The organism is Cognatishimia activa (assembly GCF_026016445.1).
GTDB classification, from domain to species: domain Bacteria; phylum Pseudomonadota; class Alphaproteobacteria; order Rhodobacterales; family Rhodobacteraceae; genus Cognatishimia; species Cognatishimia activa_B.
Map to the genome: position 1 here is coordinate 2,050,759 of NZ_CP096147.1, position 15,952 is coordinate 2,066,710.

Annotated in this window: 15 protein-coding genes; 7 read left to right on the forward strand and 8 right to left on the reverse strand. The window is 54.8% G+C overall.

The features are described from left to right. Nucleotides 1-74: 74 nt before the first annotated feature. Entirely contained in the window at nt 75-842 is a 768-nt protein-coding gene (gloB, locus tag M0D42_RS10260; RefSeq protein WP_265018516.1) for a hydroxyacylglutathione hydrolase, read from the forward strand. Nucleotides 843-1,123: 281 nt separating this feature from the next. Next, on the forward strand, nt 1,124-3,460 hold the full coding sequence (gene clpA, locus M0D42_RS10265; protein WP_265018517.1) for an ATP-dependent Clp protease ATP-binding subunit ClpA: 2,337 nt from the start codon (nt 1,124-1,126) through the stop codon (nt 3,458-3,460). Nucleotides 3,461-3,532: 72 nt separating this feature from the next. Here the strand turns inward: clpA and M0D42_RS10270 are convergent, their stop codons facing one another. The 3 genes from M0D42_RS10270 to M0D42_RS10280 form a co-directional block, all read right to left on the reverse strand. Further along, entirely contained in the window at nt 3,533-5,605 is a 2,073-nt protein-coding gene (locus M0D42_RS10270) for a peptidoglycan -binding protein (RefSeq protein ID WP_265018518.1), read from the reverse strand. Between the two features lie 2 nt (nt 5,606-5,607). Then, entirely contained in the window at nt 5,608-6,834 is a 1,227-nt protein-coding gene (locus M0D42_RS10275; RefSeq protein ID WP_265018519.1) for a biopolymer transporter ExbB, read from the reverse strand. 68 nt (nt 6,835-6,902) lie between these two features. Then, on the reverse strand, nt 6,903-7,439 hold the full coding sequence (locus M0D42_RS10280; protein ID WP_265018520.1) for a gamma-glutamylcyclotransferase: 537 nt from the start codon (nt 7,437-7,439) through the stop codon (nt 6,903-6,905). Between the two features lie 75 nt (nt 7,440-7,514). Between M0D42_RS10280 and M0D42_RS10285 the strand changes: the two genes are divergently transcribed. After that, complete coding sequence (locus M0D42_RS10285) at nt 7,515-8,501, forward strand: DUF2125 domain-containing protein (protein WP_265018521.1); 987 nt, start codon at nt 7,515-7,517, stop codon at nt 8,499-8,501. Here the strand turns inward: M0D42_RS10285 and M0D42_RS10290 are convergent. From M0D42_RS10290 to hisC, 3 genes are read right to left on the reverse strand one after another with little or no spacing between them, the layout of a single operon-like run. After that, nucleotides 8,498-9,268, reverse strand: a complete 771-nt coding sequence (locus M0D42_RS10290) for an extensin family protein (protein ID WP_265018522.1) — start codon at nt 9,266-9,268, stop codon at nt 8,498-8,500. The genes M0D42_RS10285 and M0D42_RS10290 overlap by 4 nt on opposite strands. Beyond that, entirely contained in the window at nt 9,268-10,197 is a 930-nt protein-coding gene (locus M0D42_RS10295) for a prephenate/arogenate dehydrogenase family protein (RefSeq protein ID WP_265018523.1), read from the reverse strand. The genes M0D42_RS10290 and M0D42_RS10295 overlap by 1 nt, the downstream gene beginning before the upstream one ends. Beyond that, on the reverse strand, nt 10,194-11,279 hold the full coding sequence (gene hisC / locus M0D42_RS10300; protein ID WP_265018524.1) for a histidinol-phosphate transaminase: 1,086 nt from the start codon (nt 11,277-11,279) through the stop codon (nt 10,194-10,196). The genes M0D42_RS10295 and hisC overlap by 4 nt, the downstream gene beginning before the upstream one ends. Before the next feature lie 238 nt (nt 11,280-11,517). Between hisC and M0D42_RS10305 the strand changes: the two genes are divergently transcribed. The 3 genes from M0D42_RS10305 to M0D42_RS10315 are packed head-to-tail and all read left to right on the forward strand — an operon-like array spanning nt 11,518 to nt 13,197. Then, on the forward strand, nt 11,518-12,114 hold the full coding sequence (locus tag M0D42_RS10305) for a class I SAM-dependent methyltransferase (RefSeq protein WP_265018525.1): 597 nt from the start codon (nt 11,518-11,520) through the stop codon (nt 12,112-12,114). A gap of 9 nt (nt 12,115-12,123) precedes the next feature. Continuing rightward, a complete protein-coding gene (locus M0D42_RS10310) occupies nt 12,124-12,420 on the forward strand; it encodes a putative quinol monooxygenase (RefSeq protein ID WP_265018526.1) in 297 nt (98 codons plus the stop codon). Nucleotides 12,421-12,444: 24 nt separating this feature from the next. Beyond that, entirely contained in the window at nt 12,445-13,197 is a 753-nt protein-coding gene (locus tag M0D42_RS10315) for an AraC family transcriptional regulator (protein WP_265018527.1), read from the forward strand. A 94-nt stretch (nt 13,198-13,291) separates the two neighbouring features. Here the strand turns inward: M0D42_RS10315 and M0D42_RS10320 are convergent, their stop codons facing one another. Further along, a complete protein-coding gene (locus M0D42_RS10320) occupies nt 13,292-13,696 on the reverse strand; it encodes a helix-turn-helix domain-containing protein (protein WP_265018528.1) in 405 nt (134 codons plus the stop codon). 74 nt (nt 13,697-13,770) lie between these two features. On the opposite strand from M0D42_RS10320, the gene M0D42_RS10325 reads away from it, so the two are divergent. Then, a complete protein-coding gene (locus tag M0D42_RS10325; protein WP_265018529.1) occupies nt 13,771-15,198 on the forward strand; it encodes an MFS transporter in 1,428 nt (475 codons plus the stop codon). A gap of 119 nt (nt 15,199-15,317) precedes the next feature. Here the strand turns inward: M0D42_RS10325 and rpsD are convergent, their stop codons facing one another. Then, nucleotides 15,318-15,938: a 30S ribosomal protein S4 gene (rpsD, locus tag M0D42_RS10330; RefSeq protein ID WP_265018530.1), complete on the reverse strand. Its 621-nt coding sequence runs from the start codon at nt 15,936-15,938 to the stop codon at nt 15,318-15,320. Nucleotides 15,939-15,952 lie beyond the last annotated feature (14 nt).

Consider the following 15,952-nt stretch of genomic DNA (forward strand, 5'->3'; position numbering starts at 1 on the left):
AGTGGCTTTCCATGTCGATAAAACTATCATCTATTAAATAGGGGTTTTTCTTTTTGGCGTTGGGGAGTGATGGTATGCCACTGGAGATCATAACCGTTCCATGTTTGGACGATAACTACGCCTATTTGCTGCATGCGCCTTTGACGGGGCTCACAGCTTTGGTGGATGCGCCGGATGCAGCACCAATCATTGCCGCTTTGGAAGACAAGGGTTGGACGCTCGACTTCATACTACTGACCCATCACCATTGGGATCATGTGGATGGGGTGGAAGAATTGCGGGCGAAATACGGTACAAGCGTGATTGGCGCGGCTGCAGACAAACACCGCCTGCCACCGCTTGATCTAGAGGTCTCCGATGGCACTGTCTTTTCACTTGGAAACGTTGATGTACATGTTTCTGATGTTTCAGGCCACACCATTGGGCACATTGCCTTCCACATCCCATCGGTCAAAGCTTTGTTCTCAGCAGACAGCCTTATGGCACTTGGCTGTGGACGGCTCTTTGAAGGCACACCTGAACAGATGTTGGCAAGTCTCACGAAACTCACAGCTCTTCCAAATGACACTTTGGTTTACTCCGGGCACGAGTACACGGCGACAAACGCAGCCTTTGCATTGACCGTCGATCCAGAGAATGCCGACCTAAAAGCCCGCGCTGAAGGCGTTGCTCGGTCTCGGGAGAACAACCTTCCTACGGTGCCCTCCATGCTTTCCATGGAGAAAAAGACCAACCCTTTTCTTCGATCTGACAGCAAAGGTATTCGCACAGCACTTGGCATGCCAGAAGCCAGCGATCTCGAAGTCTTCACCGAGGTGCGGTTAAGACGCAATCAATTCTAATTTATCTAATTAACCTTAGGAGTTATTGCCAATCGGCCTGCCTTCTGGCAGGCTGGATGCATACAAGATAGTGTGTCGCCGCACCTGCGCCGCCGCTACAACTTTGACAACCTAATTTGGCCCATTCTGTAATCTAGGTCACAAGATTGATGTCAAAAGTGAGCGGAAATTCACAGAAAAGCCTTGAAGCCGGGCACGGATCGACCAAAGTTTAACACTATCAGGCCAAGGTGTCTTTCAGGCCCTGCCTCGAAGAAACCGCAGTAGAAGGAGTACGAGCAGTGCCTTCATTTTCAAAAACACTGGAACAGGCGATCCACACCGCCCTGGCGCAAGCCAATGAACGTCGCCATGAGTTCGCGACGCTTGAGCACCTACTGCTGGCTCTGCTGGATGAACCTGATGCCCTCCGCGTTATGCGCGCCTGCAGCGTTGAAGTTGAAGAACTGCGCCAAACGCTTCTGGAATTTATCGAAGAAGACCTTTCCAACCTTGTGGTGGATATCGAAGGGTCGGAAGCGGTGCCAACCGCTGCCTTCCAACGCGTGATCCAACGCGCCGCCATTCATGTGCAATCCTCAGGCCGTACGGAAGTCACAGGTGCAAATGTACTGGTGGCCATCTTTGCGGAACGCGAAAGCAACGCAGTCTACTTCCTGCAAGAACAGGATATGACCCGCTACGACGCTGTTAACTACATTGCGCATGGCGTGGCGAAAGACCCTGCTTATGGCGAAAATCGCCCAGTCACGGGTGCTGAAGACGATGAAGAAGAAGCAGTCAATGCAAGCGCCAAGTCGGGTGAAGAAGAGAAAAAAGAAAGTGCACTGGCGAAATACTGCGTAGATCTGAACGCGAAGTCTATTGCTGGTGACGTTGATCCGCTGATCGGCCGCGATCACGAGGTGGAACGCTGCATTCAAGTGCTGTGCCGCCGCCGTAAAAATAACCCGTTGCTGGTGGGTGACCCCGGCGTTGGTAAAACCGCAATCGCCGAAGGGCTGGCCCATCGCATCGTGAATGGTCAAACCCCAGAAGTTCTTGCAGAAACCACCATTTACTCGCTCGATATGGGCGCGTTGCTGGCGGGTACCCGCTATCGAGGTGATTTTGAAGAACGCCTGAAGGCTGTGGTGACTGAATTGGAAGATCACCCAGATGCGGTGCTCTTTATTGATGAGATCCACACCGTGATCGGTGCTGGCGCCACATCTGGCGGCGCGATGGATGCATCCAACTTGCTGAAACCAGCTTTGCAGGGTGGCAAGCTGCGCACCATGGGTTCCACCACCTACAAGGAGTTCCGTCAGCACTTTGAAAAAGACCGCGCCCTGTCGCGTCGTTTCCAGAAGATCGACGTGAACGAGCCTTCTGTGCCGGATACCATCAAGATCCTGAAGGGTCTGAAGGAATACTTCGAAGAGCATCACAGCGTGAAATACACAGCAGATGCGATCAAAACAGCCGTGGAGCTTTCCGCGCGTTACATCAATGATCGGAAGCTGCCGGATAAAGCCATCGACGTGATCGATGAAGCCGGTGCTGCGCAGCATCTGGTGGTGGCCTCCAAACGTCGCAAAACTATCGGTACCAAGGAAATCGAAGCGGTTGTCGCGAAGATCGCGCGCATTCCGCCGAAGAACGTCTCCAAAGACGATGCAGAGGTGCTGAAGGATCTGGAGAAGACGCTGAAACGCGTGGTCTTTGGTCAAAACAAAGCCATCGAGGCGCTATCTTCTGCGATCAAACTGGCCCGCGCCGGTCTGCGCGAACCAGAAAAGCCCATCGGCAACTACCTCTTCGCCGGCCCAACCGGTGTCGGTAAAACCGAGGTCGCCAAACAGCTTGCGAGCACGCTGGGTGTGGAACTGCTGCGTTTCGATATGTCCGAATACATGGAGAAACACGCGGTTTCCCGTTTGATCGGTGCCCCTCCGGGCTATGTCGGCTTTGACCAAGGTGGTCAGTTGACAGATGGCGTGGATCAGCACCCACATTGTGTGCTGCTGCTCGATGAGATCGAGAAGGCGCACCCGGATGTCTACAACATCCTTTTGCAGGTCATGGACCACGGCTCATTGACGGATCACAACGGCCGCACCGTTGATTTCCGCAATGTGATCCTGATCATGACCTCCAACGCGGGTGCCTCCGAGCTTGCGAAGGCTGCGATTGGCTTTGGCCGTGATCGTCGCGAAGGCGAAGACACTGCTGCGATCGAACGCACCTTTACGCCGGAATTCCGCAACCGTCTGGACGCAGTCATTTCCTTCGCGCCACTGGGCAAAGAAGTGATCCTGCAGGTTGTTGAGAAGTTCGTACTGCAGCTTGAGGCGCAGTTGATGGACCGCAATGTTCACATCGAACTGACACGCCCTGCGGCTGAATGGCTGGCGGACAAAGGCTATGATGACAAGATGGGTGCCCGCCCATTGGGTCGCGTGATCCAAGAGCACATCAAGAAACCTCTGGCGGAAGAACTGCTCTTTGGCAAGCTCGCCAAAGGTGGCATCGTCAAGGTCACGGTCAAAGGCGGCGAGCTGAAGCTTGATCTGGATGGTCCTGACAAGCCGCAGATCACCGGCAAGAAGAAGCCTCCGCTGCTAACGGCAGATTGATCTTAGAAAATTCTACGAAAAGCCCCGCGGTTGCGGGGCTTTTTTTGTTTCGACTTGCCTGTAAGGCGCTTCCTATTTCTCGGTGAATTTCAACTCAATCCGACGGTTCTTAGCACGCGCTTCGCGGGTATTGGCGGGATCAATCGGCTGATATTCCCCAAACCCATTCGCTGACAGGCGATCTGGTGGCAGGCCAAGGTCATTGGCCATGAAGCGCACAACCGAGAGAGCGCGGGCTTGGCTGAGTTCCCAATTGTCAAAAAATTGGGCACCATTCACGATCGGAATATTATCCGTGTGACCGTCAACTTGAAGCACCCAGTCTATTTCCGGTGGGATTTCATCCGCCAATTCCTGCAAGAGCTCGGCAATTGTGGTGATTTGCAACCTACCTTCGAGGCTCAGTACAGCCCCCCCCGGTGGGAAAAGCACCTCGGAACTAAAGACAAAACGGTCCCCAACAATCTGGATGCCTTCACGGCTGCCCAGAAGCTGACGCATGCGTCCAAAAAATTCAGACCGGTACTGCTCCAGATCCTGAGCTTCACTGGCGAGACGCGCGGCTTCTGCTTCTAGCCGTTTGCGTTCAGCCTCTTCCAACTCGCGCCGCCGTTTTTCTTCAGCGGCAGCACGCGCCAGGGCTGCATTCAAGTCCGAGCCAAGCGTCGACAGTTGCACCTGTGCCGCGGCATCCCGCGCCTTGCTGTCATCCAGCAGCGCTTGCAACTCGCCGAGTTGCTGACGGAGCGCAGCCACTTGTTGGTTCAGGACAGTCGCTTGCTTTTCGCTTTCCGTCGCCTCGGAGCGGCTCGCTTCCAATGCATCATTTGCAATGGCCAGAAGCCGTGCACGTTCCTCAGCTTCTGACAGCCGATCCGCCGCATCCTGTTCTGCAGCTGCTTGAGCGGCGAGCGCTGCGGCCAGTCGTTTTTCGACCTCCGACTGATCGCCCGCAATCGCCTCTGCTGCAAGTTTCGCAGCCAGCGCCGCCGCCAACTGGCTTTGTAGTTCGGCGTTTGATGTTGCTTCCTGCGCTGCCGCACTTTCTGCGGCAAGCTTTTCAGCCAACGCAGCGGCAAGCTGTGCTTGGATGTCTTCTATGCGGGTCTGTTGCTCTTCAGCGGTCAACGCCTGAGCAGCGGCGTCTTGCTCAGCAGCCGCCAAGCGTGCGGCAAGATCTTCAAGCAACGTTTCTTGAGACGCGCTGTCATTCTCCGCGGCTTCCAACGCCAAAAGCGCATTGGCAAGCTGAGCGTTGAGATCACTTTCCTTGAGCAAAGCCGCCGCAAGCTTCACATCCAGATCCTCTCGCGCGTCTTCGGCTGCGGCAAGCAGGGTCAGCGTCTCCTCTGCCCGTTTGCGTTGCTCTTCCAAAGCAAGGGTCATCGCGGTCAGCTCTGCATCTGCATTCTGCAGGCGCTCACGCAGGGCTTCTGCTGCTGCGGCCTGTGCCAACCGCGCAAGTTCTTCCTCTGAAAGCTTGGCTTCAAGATCGGTCACCTGAGCTGCAAGAGCAGCATTTGCTTCCGCATCTTGTATGGCTTTGGCTTCCAATTCCGCAATCATCGCATCGAGCGCTTCCCGTTGCGCAGCCGCCAGACGCGCGGCCTCTGACTGCGCATCGATTTCACTACGCGCCTGAGCAAGAGCGAGGTTTAAGGCTTCCTGTTCCGTCAGCAACGCATCGCGCTCGGTTTCAACAGCCGCAAGGTTGCCTGCGACAGTGTCGCGCTCTGCGATCAGAGCGGCAACCTGCGCCTCAAAGCTTGTGATCTCTGTGCGCGCGGCAGCAAGAGCCGCGGCCGTATTGTCCCGCTGCTGTGTCAGCGTCGCGATCAACGCCGATTGGCTTTCCGCCAGTGCCTCAGCACTGCTAAGCGTTGCACGCAAAGAGCCTACTTGGCTCTCAAGCGCGTCGCCGCGATCTCGCTCCAAACCCAGAGCATCGGCCAATGCCGCTACTTCAGCAGAGAGGGCATCTAGCTTATCTGCCTGACCAGAGATCGTCTCACGCAGAACAAATTGCACAACCATAAAGATGGTGAGCACGAACATCAGAACCAGCAGAAGGCCGGTCATCGCGTCCACAAAGCCCGGCCAGATCGAGGCTTGGAATCGCTGTCCTGTTCGGCGCGAGAGGGCCATGATCAGCCCTCCTTAGGTGCGTCGGGCTTGATCGGTTGCACGCGACGACGGCGTGCTGGTTTTTGCTGATCCCCAAGCTGCGTAATGGCGCGTGTGAGTGCTGAAAGATCAGTGCGGAGTTCAGACATGGTGTCTTGTCGTCCCGCAGAAATCTCTTCCAGAATGCGCAGCATTTGAACGTCGATCGAGCGTAGGCGCATACGGCTTTCAGCATCTACGCCGTCACCACCGCCCACGCCTGACTCGCGAATGGCCTGGATCAATTGCTCTTGGCCTTCAACAACACGATCCATCGCTCCACTGGACCCATTTGCTTGACCCAATTGCTGCGTCATCACCTGTACTGCCTGCGCCAAATCCCCGACCTGTCCCTCCACGCGCGAACGGCTGGCTTCAGCTTTAGTAAACATATCCTGCAGCTGATCCATCTGTTCAGCCATATGCTCAAGCACCTCACCAAGCACATTGGTTTCGACTGCATGATCGCCATCAGCCCCTGTGAAGCCAACGCGGGTGATAGAGCTGAGCCATTCTTCAAGCTCGCGGTAAAACCGGTTCTGACCATGGCTCGCGAAAAGCTCCAGCAGACCAACCACCAAAGAGCCAGCGAGGCCCAATAGCGATGAGGCAAAGGCAACGCCCATACCTGTGAGCTGGCTTTCAAGACCCGTCATCAATCGGCCAAAAACCTCAATGCCGCCCTCACCCTCTTGTGGCGCAAGGCTGCGAATGGTTTCCACCACCGCTGGTACGGTTGTGGCAAGGCCATAGAAGGTGCCCAGCAGACCCAGGAAGATCAGCATATTCACAATGTAGCGGGTGATTTCCCGCCCTTCGTCGATCCGGGTTGCCACAGAATCCAAGATGGATCGGGTCGAGGTCTGACTGATCTGCCCTTTGGCACTGCGCGAACGCAATAAAGATGCCAGAGGCACCAGAAGCTGCGGCGGATGAAGCTGCTGGAAACCTTCGGCACGGGTTGCGAAGGCCTTAATCCAACGGGTGGACGAAATCAGAGAAAACACCTGCGCAAAACAGGCCAAAACCCCGACGAAGAACACAAAAACGATAAAGCCGTTCAGATAGGGGTTTGCTTCAAAAACCGGAAAGACACGCGGTAGCGCGATATAGGTTAACGCCCCTGTAAGACCGAGAACGGTCAACATGAAGAAAATCTGACGCACGGGGTGCGAGAAATGCGGCTCGGCCTCTCGGTCTGGCAGGTCCATAAGGCCAGCTCCTGACGCTATTATTATCTAACAGTCACAGTAAGCTGGCAGGGGCGATGTGCCAAGGTTTATTGCATTTGAGAAGTCAATTCCCGCACGCGTGCAGAGAGCCAGTCCAGTTCTTCATCCTGAATGCCAAGTTCCGACAAATGTGCGGCGGTGTTATAGAGGTATTCTGTGTTTGGCCCACGTCCACCCACAGCCGTTGAAATCACCTTGGCCTGCTCTTCCAGGGTTAAGTGAATATATTGCTCGTGGTGGGGGTCAATTACATAGGTGACGGTTGTAACTTCGCGACCATCCTGAAGCGTAACGCTTAGCTCTTTTTCCAAATAGGCCGAAGAGACAAGTTCACGCTCACGTAGTTCTTTGATCGCTGCATCTTCAGTGCCCGGTTTCACCCGCAGCGCCAATCCGTGGCAATGCGCCTGTTCCGCCGCATCCAGCGCCAAAACAAGGCCCGGATCCTCTTCGGTACCGCGATGGTGAATAGAAGACATGCAGAAACTTCGGTGCCAACCGTGCAGGGTTGCGACCGCTTGCTCGGCAACTTCAAAGCCTGGGTTCCACAGAAGTGAGCCATATCCAAACACCCAAAGCGCCATCACATTTTCCATACTGGTCTAAATTGTTCCGCGCGTTTAAACACCAATGCGCATGGACTGCAAAGGGGCCATTTCATGAGACGCCTGTTGATCGTTGTTTTGGTGGCCGCTTTAGGTTGGTTTGCCTATTGGTTCATCGTGGCACAGACCGCGCGCTCTGGTTACGAAAGCTGGTTTGACGCACGCCGTGCGGAAGGCTGGCAGGCAGATTACAGCGAATTGCAGTTGCGGGGCTTCCCGAACCGCATCGATACGACGTTTGAAAACATACAACTCGCTGATCCTGAAACCGGCTTTGCCTGGGATGCACCTTTCTTTCAGGTCTTTGCACTCAGCTACAAACCAAATCACTTGATTGCGGTCTGGCCAAACCGCCAGACTCTGTCTTCACCCTTGCAAAAGCTGACGATCAATAGCGAGGACATGAAGGCATCCGTTGTCTTTGCCCCCAATACAAATCTCGGCTTGCGTCGTGCCAACTTCGCGACTGAGGCGCTGAACATCACCTCCGATAAACGCTGGACGATCACGGCAGACAGTTTGCGGCTGGCCATTGTGCAAGATGAAACGCAGGACACCAGCTATCAATTTGCCCTGCAGGGTCAGGGCGTTGCCCCGCCAGCATCGCTGCGCAATGAATTGCTGCCTGCAACCATGAGCGCGCTGGATCTGGATGCCACCGTCACCTTCGACCGCGAATGGGATTTACGAGCGCTGGAACAGCGCCGACCGCAACCAACTGCGATCAAACTGCGCAATGCCAAGGCGCAATGGGGGCCGATGCTCTTTCAAGCGGTTGGCGACATGACCACAAACGAAAGTGGCGTTCTTGACGGAGAGCTGACATTGCGCGCGAAGGAATGGCAGGCCATGGTTGAAATGGCGCGAGACTCTCGCCAGATTGATCCCTTGGTCATTGATGGTGCTGAGCAGCTTTTGAGACTGTTTTCGTCCTTGTCAGGACCGGGAGAGGATATCGACCTGACGCTCTCCTTCAAAAACGGCCGCACCTATGCGGGTCTCTTGCCGCTTGGTTCCGCCCCGGTGATTTTCCTGCGTTAGCGGCAGTAAGACCCACTGCGGTGTTTGGCGATGTCAAAGTGGAAGTGATCGCGGTGATGGCGATCTGCATTCGGACCAAGAACCGTGCCAAAGGGTCCGCAGGCTGACCGGTGCATATCACGCAGAATGCGACCGTATTTGCCTCTGCCCCAGTCGTTCAGAACGGATATCTGATCACCGTTCTTCAGATAGAATCCAGAGAGGTCAATCGCGCGACCCTTGCCATGTTCAGAAATCTTTGCACCCGGCTTATGATTGCGTGTTCGACAGGAATATCCCGCCGCGACCTTGAGCTTCACCACGCCGCCACCGGTGCGCCCAACGGCTTTGTCCATCCCGCGTTCCATCCAGTTTTTCAGTGCATGGGCTGTGTCACATTCGATGGTTGCCGGCGTCGAAAGCTGCACCCCATTCACGGAATAGAGTTTTACAGCATCCCGAATGCCACAACCGTTAAGCTTTCCGGGAACTCGCCCTACTTCGATGCCCTGCAGGTCGCGGTCTCCGCAAATGCGGCCAATTTTTTGGCCGCCAGGGGTCCGTTTCACTGGCTTTGAGTAGGTCGGAATAATTGCCGCCCGCCGAACAGGAACGCTGGTGAAAGCCGGACGCATGACCGGTCTCAGACTGCGATGCGGTGCAAAGTTTTGCAGAGCTACTGGAAAAACATCAATGCGCGCGACCGGGCGCAGGGATCGAGACGGTGCATTCGCTTCGGCTAAGGTGGCCGCCAACACAAGTGCTATGACACCCAAGCCGAGCCGCACTAATGCGCCTTCCCGCGCCCAAAGTCGGGTGCATCTGTATCCTGACCCGCTTCGATAATGCCACGGCGAATGGCGCGCGTGCGGGTGAAGTAGTCGTGCAAATGGTCCCCGTCCCCCTGCCGGATCGCGCGTTGAAGGGCAAAAAGCTCTTCGGTGAAGCGACCCAAAATCTCTAGGGTGGCGTCTTTGTTGTTCAAAAACACATCACGCCACATGGTTGGATCACTTGCGGCGATCCGGGTGAAATCCCTGAAACCCGAGGCCGAATACTTAATGACCTCGCTTTCAGACACGCGTCGCAAATCATCAGCTACGCCCACCATCGTATAAGCAATCAAGTGCGGCGTATGCGAGGTGACAGCCAGAACCAAGTCATGGTGATCGGCATCCATCTCTTCGACATTGGAGCCCAGCCCGCGCCAGAACCTTGCAAGGTCATCAGCAGCCTTCCGGTCCGTGTTCGTATCGGTGATCAAGAGACACCAACGGTTGTCATAAAGCTCCGCAAATCCCGATTCAGGCCCGGAATGCTCCGTACCTGCCAATGGGTGCGCCGGGACAAAATGCACGTTTTCCGGAAGGTGGGGCTCAACATCTTTGATGACCTGCCGTTTCACGGAGCCAACATCCGTCACGGTGGCACCCGACTTCAAAACAGGACCGATGTCTTTAGCCACCGCGCCCATTACCCCAACCGGCACACAGAGCACAACCAAATCGGCGTCTTTCACGGCCTCTTGGGCTGTATCAAAAATTTGATCACACAGGCCAATCTTCCGCGCAGTATCTCGCGTTTCTTGCGAGCGCGCATAGCCGGTCACTTCAGCCGCAAGGCCAGCGCGCTTGATCGCCCAGAACATCGAAGACGCAATCAGACCGAGGCCAATCAGTGCAACACGGTCGTAGATCTTTGCCCCTTCTGCACTCATGCAGCCTGCTCCTTAAAGCTCTTCACTGCATGTGCTACACGGCGACAGCCTGCTTCGTCACCCACTGTGATGCGCAGGCAGTTCGGCAGGCCATAACCCGCCACTTTGCGCACGATAATGCCCTGTTTTTTGAGAAACTCATCGCAGGCGCTTGCCTCTTCTTCAGAAGCAAACCGTGCCAGAATGAAATTCGCGCAGGAGGTGTCCGAGGGCACGCCTAATTCAGCCAAGGCTTCCGCCAGCCACGCACGCATCTTTGCGTTGTCCTTGCGGCATCGCTCTACGAACGCTGTGTCACGCACCGCAGCCTCTGCCACGCTGAGCTGCATATTGGACAAGTTAAACGGACCGCGCACACGGTTCAGAACATCGATCAGCTCTTTGGGTGCGTAGCCCCAGCCAACGCGCAGGCCTCCAAGACCGTAAATCTTGGAAAACGTTCGGGTCATAATCACGTTGTCCCGAGCATCAACCAGACCCGCACCGCCGTCATAGCCTTCAACAAATTCGGTATAAGCCCCGTCATGCACAAGCAGGCAACCATCAGGCAGCCCATCGGCAAGACGTGCTACTTCATTGCCTCCAACCATCGTGCCTGTCGGGTTGCCGGGGTTTGCAATGAATACGATCTTTGTTTTGTCTGTGCACGCAGCGAGGATCGCATCCACATCCACCACGCGTTCACGTTCCGGCACCACGACAGGTGTCGCACCACAGCCGTGCACAAGAATAGGGTACATCGAGAAGCCGTGCTCTGTGTAGATGATCTCATCCCCAGGTCCCGCAAAACACTGGGCAATGAAGTGCAAGATCTCATCAGACCCCACACCACAGATAATCTGTTCGGCTGAAAGATTGTGGACCTCGGCAATGGCATTGCGAAGGTCAGCATGATCCGTATTTGGATAGCGATGCAAATTCAAACCAGATTTGCGGTACGCTTCTTTGGCGGCGTCTCCCGCCCCATAGGGGTTTTCATTGGACGAGAGCTTTACGATGTCACTCACGCCTTCCACGGTCGATTGGCCGCCCTGATAAAGCGCAATTTCCATAATGCCCGGCTGAACTTCGATCTTGGTCATAATCGGTCCCTTTAATTCGACATCGTTCTAGAACCATTCGAGAACAGAAGAAATGCCAATTCGTCTCGCCGCGACACTCTGCAGACCCGGATGCGGCAAAGATAATACACTCAGGCTGATTTGATGAACTCGACACCTCACCGAGGAGTTTGTCCGTTCCAAGCGCAATTCTGTCCAACCAGCGCAAGTCAGATCTGAGTGCAGAGCTTAGGCTGCCGTTCATAACTCGGAGAGATCGATGGAACTAGATCGCAGATATAACGCGGCCGCCCCCAACTGGCGGCGCATGCTGGAAGACCACGGTTTTCCTGCCGCCTATCGGAAGTTGGCCACAGAGGCCCCGCATAGCCGCGCCCAAAGACTGATTGATGTCGGATCAGGGAGCGGCGAACTGTCCAAAGCCTATTGCCAGGTCAGACAGCGCCCCATCGAGCACGTCCTTCTGGACCGAGCGCAATCGATGTTGGATCAAGCCCAACAGACCTTCCCGTCTGCAGCAGCGATCCAGCAAGATTTGTTTGGATACATGCCCAATCAGTCATTTGATGTCACGCTCTGTGCCCATGTCATTGAACATTGCCCTAACCCGCAGGCTGCCTTTCATCACCTTGCCCGCATCACCGCCCCCGGCGGCTCTTTGCTTTTAGCGATTTCACGTCCGCATTTCTGTCAGGTCTTCATTTGGCTCAGATGGCGGCATCGCTGGTTCTCAGCAGATGCTGTCAAAGCCATAGGAGAAGCCGCGGGGCTGGAGCTGCGCAGAACAATCCCCTTTGAGAAAGGCGTGCCTGCCCGCGTGTCTCAAGGCTACCACTTTGTAAAACCTCAGATATAGGAGAGCACTATGTTCATCGCCCACGTAGAATTCCGCGTCACAGACAGCGAACGAGACGCAGCTCTGAAAGTCTTGATCAATGAAGCCGCGACTGTGCGCGGTATGCCGGGGAATTTGAAATTCCAAGCCTTCCTTAATCCCGAACAACCCAACACCATCGAGATCATGCACGAATGGCAGTCCGAGGAGGGTTTCACGGCCTATCTGGCCTCTGACAGTTTCGCATCCGTCGGCGCAGCGCTGGGTCCACAGATGCTAGCCCCACCCGTCTCTAAAAGATTTATTGCCAACCCGGTCGATGCCTGACCGATCCCGCGTTATGCTCCAATTATGACTGACCCCCCTGCCTACGCCTTTGTAAAAGATTTCGACCCAGAGCCCACCAAAACACTCGTGATGGACCGCCACTATCTGCTTTATGCGGCCAAGGGTGCGATGCGGCTCGAAGCAGAGGGCAAAGGCTGGACGCTCCCCCCTGCCCGTGCTGCCCTTATTCATGCGGGCCGAGAGATCAAAGTCACCATGCCGCAAAAACTGTCGGCCTGTTCGGTCCTCTTTGACCCGTCTTTTGTGAAACCACCACCTGCGAGCCTTTCGGTCTTTGAGATGACACCGCTGGCCCGTGAATTGGTGTTGGCCTGCCGCGACTATGACCCCCAAAGCACCTTGGACGACTACGGTGAGCAGCTTTTTAAGATGCTTGCAGCAAATACATGGAAACTTGCGGAAACACCGACAAAAGCAGGTCTGCCATCGGGTCAAAGCGAAGCTGTCAAAGCAGCCCTTGTCCTGACAGAAGAACAACTTGCTGGCACCCCGAATTTCGAAGAAATCGCAGCAAATGTCGCTGTCAGCCCCCGCACCCTCGCGCGTCGGTTTTCAGAAGAACTTGGCATGAACTGGCGCCAAGCTTTGCGCAGATTACGCATGAACCGCGCAATCGAAGCGCTCGCTGACCCGCAACGCCAAATCACCGAGATTGCCTTTTCTGTTGGCTACAGCTCCTTATCCGCGTTCAACACCGCATTTCGCGATTTCAGCGGGCGCACACCTACGGAATTCAGGGCGAGTTTTGGCGGGTAGAGTATTTGTAATAAAAGATGTGCAAGGTCTGCTCTGCGGACAAAGGAGGCTTTCGCTGTACGTGCTCCAATGTCTGCTTCACAATTGCCGCATCTCAATTGGTTTTAACTCGGGTGGCAACTTTCAACAGTTTCTGGAAGCGAGAACATTCGAAATGGTCCTCATAAGGGCAGTTCGCTACATGACGCAGCATGTCGGCAAGATTGACCAATCGTTTGGCCTGATCTTCCAGATTGCTGGCCTTATCGATCAGCGCAGCGCGAGGAATGACTGTTGCTCCGGGTCGGTTTAGAACCGATCCTATCTCATCGAGCGTGAACCCTGCCGATTTCGCGAGAATGATCAGGGCCAGCTGCTGGAGAACATCTGGCTCATATTGTCGGCGCAGCCCGTTTCGAGCAACCGAACCAATGAGCTTCTTTTTTTCATAGTAGCGCAGCCCCGAAGCGCTCACGCCAGACTGGTCTGACACCTCAGCGATATCCAGAAGTTTCTCCATACGAAAACCTATTGACCTGAACTTAGCTTCAAGTTGTAGGCTGTGTGTTCAGTTTTTGCAATGGAGCCGTTTGGGTGAGCGATTCATACATATCTACGGATCAAGAAAAGGCACTGGCGATTCTGTCTGGCCCCAGTCTTTCGATTGTTCTTGCGTCACTGGGCACCAGCACTGCTGCTGTCACTTTACCGGAGCTTTCAGAGAGCTTTCAGGATCATGGCGTCAACCCTGCCCTGGTGGTGTCTGCCTACATTTTGGCAACCACTGCATTCATCGTCCCGGTCGGACGCGCTGGCGATCTTTGGGGCAGGCGCTCTGTGCTTGTCGTCAGTCTATGTCTCTACACATTGGGCGCACTCCTTGCCCTTCAAGCGCCTACGCTACCGATCTTGATTGCAAGCCGATTTATCCAAGGCATGGGGGCTGCCGGAATGATGGCAATGCCACTGGCCTTGGTTCGCGACTTTATTCCATCAGGCCGGGTCGGACGATGGATGGGAGCAATGGGAACGATGTCTGCTATTGGCACAGCATCCGGTCCTGCCATTGGAGGCGCTGTTGTGGCTACATTCGGCTGGCGCGCCGTCTATCTGTTGCAGATACCTTTGGCTTTGGCCGCACTAGCACTTTGTTTTCTCTACATTCAAAACCTCAGACATACCAACGAACACAGGGAATTTGACCTTCCTGGCGCAAGCGTTTTGGCTTTTTCTTTGGCGGCTCTAACGTTCCTAATTTCTGATTTGGCCGGTGGCTTTGATCTTGCCATTGCAATACTCGCAGTTGCCGCTGGTGTCGCATTCCTCGCGTTCCTTTGGATTGAGAAACGCTCTGTGTCACCAATCATCCCGCTTAGTTTACTGCGGTCTAAGCATGTGCGCGTCAGTCTTGTCATGAACGCGATCGTGTCTCTCGTCATGATGGGTATTTTAGTGGTCGGACCATTCTTCTTGATGCATGGGCTTGAGTTGACGATTGCCCAGATGGGGCTGGCGATGTCTGTCGGCCCGATTGCATCTGCCTTAAGCGGCATTCCGGCAGGACGATTGACGGAAAGGATTGGAGCTAATCGCGCGGTGCTAGTGGGTGCATCCGCGATGGTTATCACAACCTCTTTGATGGCGGGCCTCCCTTACATATTCGGGCTTGCCGGTTTCTTACTGGCTTTTTTGATGCTTTCGCCCAGCTATCAGATTTTCTTGGCTGCACTGAACACGTCGGTGATGGCGCAGACATCAGAACCGGATCGTGGAGTGACCTCAGGTATTCTCAATCTGAGCCGCAATTTCGGTTTTATCTTGGGAGCAGGAGCTGTCAGCGCCCTTTTCTGGTCTCTGGCAGATGTCGAAGGCAACGCAGGCGATTTAACAGTTCAAATCCGCGCTGCAATGGCAGGAACATTTGCGATTTGCTCTTTTCTAAGCCTCGGTGTGGTGGTCTTCGCAGTCCTCTTGCACAGAAACCAAAACAGCGTTCCGAAAACTGAAAACAGACATTCGTAGAATGGCGCAGCATTTGTCGTTTTGGGCTCACAGCTGACATTCTTCTCCCAAGAAAAACAAAAATACCGCGCTGGTTGCCCAGCGCGGTTTCGGTAATTCTTTGAATGTCAGCGAAAAACTTAGTTCTTCGCGTAGAATTCAACAACCAGGTTTGGTTCCATAACAACCGGGTATGGCACATCGGACAGGCCTGGGGTGCGCACGAAAGTTGCAGTCATTTTGGAGTGGTCTGCGTCGATGTAGTCAGGAACATCACGCTCTGCCAGTTGAGTTGCTTCCAGCAGAACTGCCAGTTGCTTGGAACGATCACGCACTTCGATCACGTCGCCTTCTTTGACGCGGTAGGATGGGATGTTCACTTTCTTGCCGTTCACTTTCACGTGGCCGTGGTTCACGAACTGACGTGCAGCAAAAACAGTCGCAACGAATTTCGCGCGGTAGACAACTGCGTCCAGGCGGCGCTCCAGCAGACCGATCAGGTTTTCACCTGTGTCGCCGTTCACACGAACCGCTTCACCGTAGATGCGACGGAATTGTTTCTCGGTCAGGTCACCGTAGTAACCTTTCAGCTTTTGCTTCGCGCGCAGCTGGATACCGAAGTCAGAAAGTTTGCCCTTACGGCGCTGACCGTGCTGGCCTGGGCCATATTCGCGACGGTTCAGTGGGGACTTAGGACGGCCCCAGATGTTTTCGCCCATGCGGCGATCGATTTTGTACTTGGCAGCAGTTCTCTTAGTCATCTGCTGATCTCCTT